Origin of the sequence: Pseudomonas sp. NS1(2017), assembly GCF_002269425.1 — a bacterium.
Classification (GTDB): Bacteria; Pseudomonadota; Gammaproteobacteria; order Pseudomonadales; family Pseudomonadaceae; genus Aquipseudomonas; species Aquipseudomonas reactans.
Genome location: NZ_CP022960.1, coordinates 5,812,692 through 5,824,277, shown reverse-complemented (window position 1 = coordinate 5,824,277; position 11,586 = coordinate 5,812,692). Strand labels below are relative to the sequence as shown.

General features: G+C 61.1%; 10 protein-coding genes and 1 tRNA gene. 7 read left to right on the top strand and 4 right to left on the bottom strand.

Annotation, left to right across the window (positions count from 1 at the left end):
- Positions 1-256 precede the first annotated feature (256 nt).
- Complete coding sequence (locus tag CI807_RS27190) at positions 257-1,183, bottom strand: DNA/RNA non-specific endonuclease (protein ID WP_095016965.1); 927 nt, start codon at positions 1,181-1,183, stop codon at positions 257-259.
- Positions 1,184-1,296: 113 nt separating this feature from the next.
- Between CI807_RS27190 and CI807_RS27185 the strand changes: the two genes are divergently transcribed.
- Together CI807_RS27185 and CI807_RS27180 are read left to right on the top strand one after the other, a co-directional pair.
- Positions 1,297-2,358 (top strand): M4 family metallopeptidase, encoded by a 1,062-nt coding sequence (locus CI807_RS27185; protein ID WP_016979495.1) that lies wholly within the window; start codon positions 1,297-1,299, stop codon positions 2,356-2,358.
- A 14-nt stretch (positions 2,359-2,372) separates the two neighbouring features.
- The gene (locus CI807_RS27180) at positions 2,373-2,678 is read left to right on the top strand and encodes a protealysin inhibitor emfourin (protein WP_095016964.1); all 306 of its coding nucleotides are present in this window, start codon (positions 2,373-2,375) and stop codon (positions 2,676-2,678) included.
- Between the two features lie 57 nt (positions 2,679-2,735).
- Here the strand turns inward: CI807_RS27180 and CI807_RS27175 are convergent, their stop codons facing one another.
- Positions 2,736-4,118 carry an aldehyde dehydrogenase family protein gene (locus CI807_RS27175; RefSeq protein ID WP_095016963.1) on the bottom strand — a complete coding sequence of 461 codons (1,383 nt, stop codon included), beginning with the start codon at positions 4,116-4,118 and terminating at the stop codon, positions 2,736-2,738.
- A 104-nt stretch (positions 4,119-4,222) separates the two neighbouring features.
- Between CI807_RS27175 and CI807_RS27170 the strand changes: the two genes are divergently transcribed.
- On the top strand, positions 4,223-5,101 hold the full coding sequence (locus tag CI807_RS27170; protein ID WP_095016962.1) for a LysR family transcriptional regulator: 879 nt from the start codon (positions 4,223-4,225) through the stop codon (positions 5,099-5,101).
- 136 nt (positions 5,102-5,237) lie between these two features.
- Complete coding sequence (locus tag CI807_RS27165; RefSeq protein WP_095016961.1) at positions 5,238-5,729, top strand: hypothetical protein; 492 nt, start codon at positions 5,238-5,240, stop codon at positions 5,727-5,729.
- On the opposite strand, the gene CI807_RS27160 is transcribed toward CI807_RS27165, so the two are convergent.
- Complete coding sequence (locus tag CI807_RS27160; RefSeq protein ID WP_095016960.1) at positions 5,726-5,935, bottom strand: hypothetical protein; 210 nt, start codon at positions 5,933-5,935, stop codon at positions 5,726-5,728. The two genes, CI807_RS27165 and CI807_RS27160, sit on opposite strands and share 4 nt — an antisense overlap.
- Before the next feature lie 100 nt (positions 5,936-6,035).
- A complete protein-coding gene (locus CI807_RS27155) occupies positions 6,036-7,232 on the bottom strand; it encodes an amino acid aminotransferase (RefSeq protein WP_095016959.1) in 1,197 nt (398 codons plus the stop codon).
- Positions 7,233-7,575: 343 nt separating this feature from the next.
- On the opposite strand from CI807_RS27155, the gene uvrB reads away from it, so the two are divergent.
- The 3 genes from uvrB to CI807_RS27140 all read left to right on the top strand — a co-directional run bounded on the left by uvrB (position 7,576) and on the right by CI807_RS27140 (position 11,480).
- Entirely contained in the window at positions 7,576-9,591 is a 2,016-nt protein-coding gene (uvrB, locus tag CI807_RS27150; protein ID WP_010209048.1) for an excinuclease ABC subunit UvrB, read from the top strand.
- Positions 9,592-9,775: 184 nt separating this feature from the next.
- Complete coding sequence (gene gltX / locus CI807_RS27145) at positions 9,776-11,257, top strand: glutamate--tRNA ligase (protein WP_095016958.1); 1,482 nt, start codon at positions 9,776-9,778, stop codon at positions 11,255-11,257.
- A gap of 147 nt (positions 11,258-11,404) precedes the next feature.
- Positions 11,405-11,480, top strand: a tRNA-Ala gene (locus CI807_RS27140).
- Positions 11,481-11,586: the final 106 nt, after the last annotated feature.

Genomic DNA, 11,586 nt, shown 5'->3' with positions numbered 1-11,586 from the left:
CACTCGGCACCTCGCCTAGGCTCGGTGTGCCCGAACGCAGGCTTGAATCCGTGGGCCGCCGCGATGGGCCATCCTTGGCCCCGCGCGGCTAACCCGGCGTCCTGCCGGGTTACCCACGGATTCAAGCCTGCGTTCGGCCAGCGTGTTTGACGGGGCGCCTGAGATCAAAAGCCAGATCAAGATCAAGAGCCAGAGCGGCTCGCTTCGCATCGTGGTTGGCGTTGGGTGTGACGCAGTTCAACATGTGAAGCGTCGGTCAGAGACGGATGTCTTCAGGCCCCTGTATCAGCGCTTCAATCCGTGTGCCGGTGGCGCGCTCTTCGTTGCTGAAGCCGTCGTAGTCGGCCAGGTTGCCGAAGCGCAGGCCGGTCAGGCGCTCGATCTGGATCACGCTGCGCTGGTAGGTCCTGAGCTGGCCGAACACCAGGTCGAGTTGGCCCAGCTCGCGGCTCTGGTCAATCATGTAGGCACTCGCGCTAGGCTTGCCGTTATCGCTGAGGTAGGCGACCACTTTCCAGAACGCCTTGGGGATCTGCACGCCTCGGTACACTCGGTCGTCGTCGGCGAACACCGGGCCGGTAAACACCGTGGCGCGGGCTTTCCAGCGTTGGGTGTTATCGAGGATGTAGTCTTCGAGCTCCAGCCAGGTCTTCTGGTTGAACCCGCTCATCTGCGGCGAGCAGTTGGTGAAATGGAAGGTATCGAGGTTGGCGGTTTGCGCCTCGTTGCCCCAGTTGGGGTCTTGTCGGCGGACCAGGTGGCCGCGATCCAGGCCATTGCTGGCATACAGCGCTTCGCCCACCTGCGCGTCGATGGGCAGGCGGCCGTCGTAGGCCCAGGTGTCGTTGCTGCGAATGATGTCGACGTGCTGACCACCGTCGATGTTGACGCCCACGTACAGCGCCAGTCGCTTGGCGCGTGACATCGTGATCGAGAAGTGCGTGTAGTCCAGGCGCTTCTGTGCGTCCCCCGACAAGGCCTCTTCAACCGTGGGCCAGGGCACGCCGAAGTTGCCGAGAAAGTCCTCGGCGTAGCCGCGTCGGTCCTTCAAGTCTTTGGCTGGGGTGACGCGGGGTGTCGCGGCGCGCGCCTCCAGCAGCGTGGGGCTCGGTGCGATCAACGGGCGCAGGTCAGCGAGCCGGGGGCGGTATGAAAGGTCGATTTTGGTTTTGCGTGCGGGCATCGGTCAGTCCTCCTTGGATAAACACGACTGCAACATAGCTTAATGACAATTGATGATGCGCGTTAACCCCAGGGGACTATCCTCAAACAGTCATTCCGACAAGGAGCCAGCCGATGTGTGATCGCCATGACCGTAACCCGATTTTCTGCCTGATCCCGCCCTACATGCTCGACCAGATCGCGCGCAACGGTGATAAAGCGCAACGGGAGGTCGCGTTGCGCACCCGCGCCAAGGACACGACCTTTCGCTCGTTGCGCATGGTCGCCGAGCCTGCCAAAGGGCCAGCGCACATGGCCCTGGCCATGGGCGCGGATAAGCGCCGCTCGATCTACAGCGCCGAGGGCACCGACAGCCTGCCGGGCACGCTGGTGCGGGGTGAGGGGCAGCCCGCCAGCGGGGATGCCGCGGTGGACGAAGCCTACGATGGGTTGGGCGCTACCTTCGATTTTTTCGACCAGGTCTTCGATCGTAACTCCATCGACGACGCGGGTATGGCGTTGGACGCCACGGTGCATTTTGGCCAGAACTACAACAATGCGTTCTGGAACTCGACCCAGATGGTGTTTGGGGATGGGGATGCGCAATTGTTCAACCGCTTCACGGTGGCGCTCGACGTGATCGGCCATGAATTGGCCCATGGCGTCACCGAGGATGAGGCCAAGCTGATGTATTTCAATCAATCCGGCGCGTTGAACGAGTCGCTGTCGGATGTGTTCGGCTCGCTCATCAAGCAATATGCCTTGAAGCAAAGCGCGCAAGACGCCGATTGGTTGATCGGCAAAGGGCTGTTTACCCAAAAGATCAAAGGCACCGCCCTGCGCTCGATGAAAGCCCCCGGCACGGCATTTGACGACAAACTGCTGGGCAAGGACCCTCAGCCGGGGCACATGGATGATTTTGTGCAGACCTACGAGGACAATGGCGGGGTGCATATCAACTCCGGCATTCCCAACCATGCGTTCTACCAGGTGGCGACCAAGCTCGGCGGTTTTGCCTGGGAGCGCGCCGGGCGTATCTGGTACGACGCGCTGCGGGATGCGCGGCTGCGGCCCAACTCGGGGTTCCTGCGCTTTGCGCGCATTACTTACGATGTTGCAGGCCGACTTTATGGCGCGAACAAGGATGAACAGAAGGCAGTCAAGGACGGTTGGAAGGCGGTCGGCATTTCTGTCTGATGTGAGGAACAGCCATGCAAATTTCGATCAAGGAAAACGGCGGGCCCGGTTATTTTCCGGGCTTGGCCAAGCCACAGACGGTGGAGCTGGATGCGCTGCCGGAGCAGGATCAGCAGGAACTGCGGCGGCTTGTCGAGGCATGCGACTTCTTTCAATTGCCGCAAAGCCATGCACCTGCGGCTAGTAATCCTGGGCAGGTGCATTACACCTTGACGGTGAAGGAAGACGAGCGCGAGCACACGGTTTGCGTGCTCGCGCCGGTGAAGTCGCAGGCGTTGGATGGGTTGGTGCAGTGTGTGCGGCGGCATGTGCGCTGTTGAGGCGGCCGCAGCCAACGGGAGCTAGCGCCCTCGCCACCGGTAAGCACCGGTTCAGGCTTACTTGCGATCCAGCCACACCGTCTGCGCGTTGCAGAACTCCCGCACACCGAAGTGGGACAGCTCGCGGCCGAAACCACTCTTCTTGATCCCGCCAAACGCCACCCGAGGGTCGGAAACGCTGAAGGCGTTGACGAAGATGCCGCCGGTTTCCAACTGGTTGGCGATGTCGCGCGCCTTGGCCGGGTCGGTGGTGAAGATGCTCGCGGTGAGGCCGAACTCACTGTCATTCGCCAGGGCCACCGCATGGTCGGCGTCACGGGCGGTGATGATCGAGGCCACGGGACCGAACAGTTCCTGTTTGAACGACGTCATCTGGTCGGTGACGCCTGCCAGCACGGTGGGTTCGTAGTAGTTGCCGGCCCCCGGCACTTTTTGACCGCCCAGCAGCAAGGTCGCGCCTTCTTCCAGGGTCGCCTGGACCTGGCCATGCAGCTCGTCGCGCAGGTCGAAGCGCGCCATCGGGCCGATGTAGGTGGTGGCTGACGTCGGGTCGCCCATCACCAACGCACGGCTGGCCTCCAGGAATTTGGCGGTGAAGGCCTCCACTACGCCTTCCTCGATGATCAGGCGTTTGGCGGCGGCGCAGACTTGGCCGCTGTTCTGGAAACGACCGATCAGTGCGGCTTGCACGGCGGCGTCGAGGTCGGCGTCGTTGAGCACGATGAACGGGTCCGAGCCGCCCAATTCCAGCACACACTTTTTCAGCGCCGCGCCAGCCTGGGAGCCAATGGCGATACCGGCGCGCACGCTGCCGGTAAGGGTAACGGCGGCGATGCGTGGGTCGGCGATGGCTTTGGACACGCCTTCGTTGGTCACGTTGACCACTTCAAACAGGCCTTCGGCGAAACCGGCCTTCTGGAACGCCCGCTGGATCAGATAGGCGCTGCCCATCACGTTCGGTGCGTGTTTGAGCACATAGGTATTGCCGGCCAGCATCGTCGGCACGGCGCCGCGCAGCACTTGCCATACCGGGAAGTTCCACGGCATCACGGCGAAGATCGGGCCCAGTGGGCGGTATTCGATCTGCGCGCTGCCGTTGTCCACCAGGGTGGGTTCCGGGGCGAGCATGGCCGGGCCGTGGGCGGCGTACCATTCGCTGAGTTGCGCGCATTTTTCGATTTCGGCACGGGCCTGGGCGATGGGTTTGCCCATTTCCAGGGTGATCATCTGCGCCATGTCTTCGGCTTGTTCGCGCAGCGCGCTGGCCAGGCTCAGCAGCAACTCGGCGCGCTGGCTCACCGGCTGGCGGCGCCAGGCGCGGAAGGCGAGGGTGGAGCGGTCGAGGGCGGCGTCCAGTTGCTGCGCGGTTTCATACGGATAGCTGCCGACCGTTTCGCCGTTGGCCGGGTTGATCGAGAGGGCGTGGGTAGTCGCGTTCATGGCACCGTCCTGCTGAGTGAATTAAGTGGGGTTCAGCGTACGGGGCTATCTCTTTTCTGGAAACTGAATAATATTAAGCAATACATTCACGATTGGAGAATGATTTGGACCTGGTGCAACTGGAAATCTTCAAGGCCGTTGCCGAGCAAGGCAGCATCAGCGCCGCCGCGCAGTTGATTCATCGTGTGCCGTCGAACTTGACCACGCGCATCAAACAACTGGAGCAGGACTTGGGCGTGGAATTGTTTATTCGCGAGAAAAGCCGCCTGCGCCTGTCCCCGGCCGGGTGGAACTTCCTCGGTTATGCGCGGCGCATCCTCGACCTGGTGCAGGAAGCCCGCGCAACCGTGGCAGGGGAGGAGCCCCAGGGCGCGTTTGCCCTGGGTTCGCTGGAGAGCACGGCGGCGGTGCGTATCCCGGCGCTGCTGGCGGCGTACAACCAGAAACACACCAAGGTCGAGCTGGACCTGAGTACCGGGCCTTCGGGCACCATGATCGAAGGCGTGTTGTCCGGGCGGCTGACGGCGGCGTTCGTCGACGGCCCGCTGCTGCACGCGACCCTTGAAGGCGTGGCGGTGTTCGAGGAAGAGATGGTGGTGATTGCGCCGCTGCATCACGCGCCGATCACCCGTGGGCAGGACGTGAACGGGGAGAGCATCTACACCTTTCGCTCCAACTGTTCATACCGGCATCACCTGGAACGCTGGTTTGCACAGGACGGCGCGGTGCCGGGCAAGATCTTCGAGATCGAGTCCTACCACGGCATGCTCGCCTGCGTCAGCGCCGGCGCGGGCCTGGCGCTGATGCCACGCAGCATGCTCGACAGCATGCCGGGGTCAGCGGCGGTGAGCGTGTGGCCGCTGACGGACAACTTCCGGATCCTGCACACCTGGCTGATCTGGCGGCGGGGGACGGTGTCGCAGAGTTTGAACAGTTTTGTGAGGTTGTTGGAGGAGCAGGGGGCGATTCGCGAGGTCGCGTAACGTGTGACGGGTGATTCTGGTCTACGCTCGTCTACGTGAACCTTGGCAGGCGGGGCCAGGCATGCTTGAACCACGCAGCTCAAACATCGTTTAGATACCCACTGAAGATAGATTTTGGCGGCGCCCTATCGCTTGGGTGCCGCTGCTGTTTATATCGATTGTGGTGTACGGCGGCTTCAGCGAGGATTTTCTCAATCTGGCGTGGGCCGGCATTTTGGTGAGCAGTGCGGCTGACACGTTGCCGTCCATTGAAACATGGGCCAGAAAGTCATTTTTTCCTGAGATTACACGGCTGATTTTTGTTTGGGCCTGGCTTTCTATTGCTTTCTACGCCGTGCTGATTGCAAGGTGGGTGCCTTATCGGGAAATGTTTTTTAAATCGTTGGTGGGCAGGCGGCGCCACCTTGCGATCTTGCCTGTGGTGACGATGATGGGGATTGGCGTGTTCTTGCTGACGGTGACGTTTCCGGAAGAACCCAATTGCACCCGCAAATGCATTTATGAGGCCCCCTGGATTCAGGTGCTTTATTCATCCGGCGGAGCATTTCTTACAGGTTACGGCCTGGCAATGTTGTATTGGTGGATCACTCACTTTTCCACCATTCACTTTGCCAGGGCAACGCGCTAGCCGCCAAATTGCAGGGTGCCCATGGCCAGCTTGGCCATCAGTGCCGTGGCACCCAGTTGCACCAGCCACAGTGCCAGGCCGCCGAGGAACACTCCCAGTGCCACTTGCAGCACCAGGCTCTTCTGGCGCTTGGGTTGCGGTGTGCGTGGGGCGTAGTCATGCAGTTCGTCGCGGTCGGCGCGCAGGTCCAGGTCGTCGTTTCTCATAGCATTCTCACAGCAAAGGGGCGGTCAAGGTTCAGTCTAGGGGCTGGAGACGAAAAAGGGGAAGCCATCGGCCTCCCCTTATGGTGCAACAGCTGCAGGTTTACAGCACCTGAACGATTGCCTTTGTGACTGCGTCAATGTTCGACTGGTTCAACGCCGCCACACAGATACGGCCGGTATCCAGTGCGTAGATACCAAATTCGCTGCGCAGGCGGGTGACTTGCGCAACGGTCAGGCCGGAGTAGGAGAACATCCCACGCTGGCGGCCGACGAAGCTGAAGTCGTGGCCCGGCGCAGCCTTGGCCAGTTCGGCCACCATCTGCTCGCGCATGCCACGGATGCGCAGGCGCATTTCGGCCAGTTCGGCTTCCCACTGGGCGCGTAGTTCTGGGTTGTTCAGTACCGCTGCAACGATCGCCGCGCCGTGGGTCGGCGGGTTGGAGTAGTTGGTGCGGATTACGCGTTTGACCTGGGACAGGATGCGCGCGCTTTCTTCCTTGGAGTCGCCGACGATGGACAGTGCGCCCACCCGTTCGCCGTACAGGGAGAACGACTTGGAGAACGAGCTGGACACAAAGAAGGTCAGGCCCGATTCAGCGAACAGGCGCACGGCGGCGGCGTCTTCGTGGATGCCATCGCCAAAGCCCTGGTAGGCCATGTCGAGGAACGGCACCAGGTTCTTGGCCTTGATCACGTCCAGCACGTTCTGCCAGTCGGCCGGGCTCAGGTCGACGCCGGTCGGGTTGTGGCAGCACGCGTGCAGCACCACGATGGACTGGGGCGGCAGGGCGTTGAGGTCTTCGAGCAGGCCGGCACGGTTCACGTCGTGGGTGGCGGCGTCGTAGTAGCGGTAGTTTTGCACCGGGAAACCGGCAGTTTCGAACAGGGCGCGGTGGTTTTCCCAGCTCGGGTCGCTGATGGCCACAACGGCGTTTGGCAGCAACTGCTTGAGGAAGTCAGCACCCAGCTTCAGCGCGCCAGTGCCGCCTACCGCTTGCACGGTGGTGACGCGGCCAGCGTTCAGCAGCGGCGATTCTGCGCCGAACAGCAGGGTTTGCACGGCCTTGTCGTAGGCCGCGATGCCGTCGATCGGCAAGTAGCCACGGGCGGCGTGTTGCGCCACGCGAATGGCTTCCGCTTCGGCAACGGCACGCAAGAGTGGAATCTTCCCCTCCTCGTTGCAGTAAACGCCCACGCCAAGGTTGACCTTGGTGGTTCGTGTATCGGCGTTGAATGCTTCGTTGAGGCCCAGGATTGGATCGCGTGGTGCCATTTCGACAGCGGAGAACAGGCTCATTTTTGCGGCAGCTCTATGGGGGGTAGGAGGGACGTGTCGCGCTCCAGCCGAATGCACTAGAGCGGTGCACAAACGGGGAGTTAGTATAGAGACCATCACCGCCTGAGGCGACAGCCGAAACGGCTTTTCGGCCAAGTTTTTCGGTTTATTTGCTGACCGTTAGTCTTATTGCAACATTGATCGGTCAGGGCGCGTAGGGTGATTGCCTTGAAACCCGTCACATTCGCCACCACTTCTACAGCTATCATGGTTTTTTCCTGCAACCTGCGATGATTTTTCGCGGGTTGCTGAGCTATTTCGTCCCTGGCGGTTTCGAGTCTGGGGTGACTTCACGAGGTACGTTATGTCGGATTTCCAGCTCGTCACCCGCTTTGAACCCGCCGGCGATCAACCGGAAGCCATTCGCCAGATGGTCGAAGGCATCGAAGCCGGGCTGGCGCACCAGACCCTGCTCGGGGTGACCGGCTCGGGCAAGACCTTCAGCATTGCCAACGTGATTGCGCAGATCAACCGGCCCACCCTGGTGCTGGCGCCGAACAAGACCCTGGCCGCGCAGCTGTACGGCGAGTTCAAGGCGTTCTTCCCGAACAACGCGGTGGAGTATTTCGTTTCCTACTACGACTACTATCAGCCCGAAGCCTACGTGCCGTCCTCCGACACCTTTATCGAGAAGGATGCGTCGATCAATGACCACATCGAGCAGATGCGGCTGTCGGCGACCAAGGCCTTGCTGGAGCGCAAGGACGCGATCATCGTCACCACCGTGTCGTGCATCTACGGTCTGGGCAGCCCGGAAACCTATCTGAAGATGGTGCTGCACGTCGATCGCGGCGACAAACTCGACCAGCGCGAACTGCTGCGCCGCCTGACCAGCCTGCAATACACGCGCAATGACATGGACTTTGCCCGCGCCACCTTCCGCGTGCGCGGCGATGTGATCGACATCTACCCGGCGGAATCCGACCTGGAAGCGATCCGCATCGAGCTGTTCGACGATGAAGTCGAGAGCCTGTCGGCCTTCGACCCGTTGACCGGTGAGGTGATCCGCAAACTGCCGCGCTTCACCTTCTATCCGAAAAGCCACTACGTGACCCCGCGTGAAACCCTGATGGGCGCCATTGAGGGCATCAAAGTCGAGTTGGCCGAGCGCCTGGAGTACCTGCGTTCCAACAACAAGCTGGTGGAAGCCCAGCGCCTGGAGCAGCGTACCCGTTTCGACCTGGAGATGATCCTGGAGCTGGGCTACTGCAACGGTATCGAAAACTACTCGCGCTACCTGTCGGGTCGCGAATCCGGTGCGCCGCCGCCGACGCTTTACGATTACCTGCCGCCTGATGCGCTGCTGGTGATCGACGAGTCCCACGTCAGCGTGCCGCAAGTGGGTGCGATGTATAAGGGCGACCGTTCGCGTAAGGAAACCCTGGTGGAGTACGGTTTCCGCCTGCCGTCGGCCCTGGATAACCGGCCGATGCGCTTTGACGAGTGGGAAGCCATCAGCCCGCAGACCATCTTCGTGTCCGCCACGCCGGGTAACTATGAGGCCGAGCATGCCGGCCGCGTGATCGAGCAGTTGGTGCGGCCGACGGGCCTGGTGGATCCGGAAATCGAAATCCGCCCGGCGCTGACCCAAGTCGACGACTTGCTCTCGGAAATCACCAAGCGTGTGGCCCTGGAAGAGCGGGTGCTGGTCACCACGCTGACCAAGCGCATGTCCGAAGACTTGACCGACTACCTGGCCGATCACGGCGTGCGCGTGCGCTACCTGCACTCGGACATCGACACCGTGGAGCGCGTGGAGATCATCCGCGACCTGCGCCTGGGCACCTTTGATGTGCTGGTGGGCATCAACCTGCTGCGTGAAGGCCTGGACATGCCGGAAGTATCGTTGGTAGCGATCCTTGATGCGGACAAGGAGGGCTTCCTGCGCTCCGAACGCTCGCTGATCCAGACCATTGGCCGTGCGGCACGCAACCTCAATGGCCGGGCGATTCTCTATGCGGACCGCATTACCGGCTCCATGGAACGGGCGATTGGTGAGACGCAGCGCCGTCGCGACAAGCAGATCGCCTTCAACCTCGAAAATGGCATCACGCCCAAGGGCGTGTTCAAGGACGTCGCCGACATCATGGAAGGCGCCACCGTGCCGGGCTCGCGCAGCAAGAAGCGCAAGGGCATGGCCAAGGCTGCCGAGGAAAGCGCCAAGTACGAGAACGAATTGCGCTCGCCGAGCGAGATCACCAAGCGCATCCGCCAGTTGGAAGAGAAGATGTACCAGTTGGCGCGGGACCTGGAGTTCGAGGCGGCGGCGCAGACGCGCGATGAGATCGGCAAGTTGCGCGAGCGCCTGCTGGCGGTCTAAACCTCTATCACTGTAGGAGCGAGCTTGCTCGCGAAAAACCCGAGAACGCCGCGGGGTATCAGGTTCCCCGCGTCATCGTTGACGAGCTTCGCGAGCAAGCTCGCTCCTACAATAAGGCGCTGCGGGCTGTTACCATTCGCCCCTTGCTTCAATTTTCAGTTTTATCGCCCATTCGAGACCTGCCATGACCACCGTCCGCACGCGCATCGCGCCATCGCCTACTGGGGATCCCCACGTCGGCACTGCTTACATCGCCTTGTTCAATTACTGCTTTGCCAAGCAGCACGGCGGTGAATTCATCCTGCGGATCGAAGACACCGATCAAGTGCGTTCCACCCGCGAGTCGGAACAGCAGATTTTCGATGCCCTGCGCTGGTTGGGCATTACCTGGGCCGAAGGCCCGGACGTCGGTGGCCCGCACGGCCCGTATCGCCAGAGCGAGCGCAGCGACATCTACAAGCAGTACACCCAGCAACTGGTCGACATGGGCCATGCCTTCCCGTGCTTCTGCACCGCGGAAGAACTGGACCAGATGCGCGCCGAGCAACAGGCCCGTGGCGAAACCCCACGTTATGATGGCCGCGCGTTGCTGCTGTCGAAAGAAGAAGTGGCCCAGCGCCTGGCCGCCGGCGAGCCTCACGTGATCCGCATGAAAGTGCCGAGTGAAGGCGTGTGCGTGGTGCCGGACATGCTGCGCGGTGACGTCGAGATCCCGTGGGACCGCATGGACATGCAAGTGCTGATGAAGACTGACGGCCTGCCGACGTACTTCCTGGCCAACGTGGTGGATGACCACCTGATGGGCATCACCCACGTGCTGCGCGGTGAAGAATGGTTGCCATCGGCGCCGAAACTGATCCTGCTCTACGAGTACTTTGGCTGGGAACAGCCGCAGCTGTGCTACATGCCGCTGCTGCGTAACCCGGACAAGAGCAAGCTGTCCAAGCGCAAGAACCCGACTTCGGTGACGTTCTACGAGCGCATGGGCTTTATGCCGGAAGCGATGCTCAACTACCTGGGCCGCATGGGCTGGTCGATGCCGGACGAGCGCGAGAAGTTCTCGCTGCAGGAAATGGTCGACAATTTCGACCTGTCCCGCGTGTCCTTGGGTGGGCCGATCTTCGATATCGAGAAGCTGTCGTGGCTCAACGGCCAGTGGCTGCGTGACCTGCCGGTGGAAGAATTCGCCAGCCGTGTGCAGCAGTGGGCGTTGAACCCCGATTACATGATGAAGATCGCGCCGCTGGTGCAGGGCAGGGTGGAGACCTTCAGCCAGGTCGCACCGTTGGCCAGCTTCTTCTTTGCCGGGGGCGTCAATCCGGATCCTAAGCTGTTCGAGTCCAAGAAACTCTCCGGCGACCAGGTTCGCCAGTTGATGCAGTTGATCCTGTGGAAGCTGGAAAGCCTGCGCCAGTGGGAGAAGGATGCGATCACCGCGACGATCCAGGCGGTGGTGGAGTCCCTGGAATTGAAACTGCGCGATGCGATGCCGCTGATGTTTGCTGCGATCACCGGGCAGGCCAGTTCGGTGTCGGTACTTGATGCGATGGAAATTCTCGGCCCGGACCTGACCCGTTTCCGTCTGCGCCAAGCCCTTGATTTGCTTGGTGGTGTGTCGAAGAAAGAAAACAAAGAGTGGGAAAAGCTGTTGGGCGCTATCGCTTAATCAGCCTGCTATAACGACGAAACCCCGGTTTTCCGGGGTTTCGACGGTAAGTGATTGTTATCCCGGCAAAAAATTTTGGAAAATGTTGAAAATAAGTTTGACACACTTCCAAAGCGCCATTAAGATTCGCCCCGTCCTCACCGATGAGGGGCTATAGCTCAGCTGGGAGAGCGCTTGCATGGCATGCAAGAGGTCAACGGTTCGATCCCGTTTAGCTCCACCAATTTACAGGTTCAAGGTTCTGGCCACACCGTCCTTGAATCGATCAGTCTCAGCCTGATCAGTGTACAGAAGGTTTTGTCCCCTTCGTCTAGTGGCCTAGGACACCG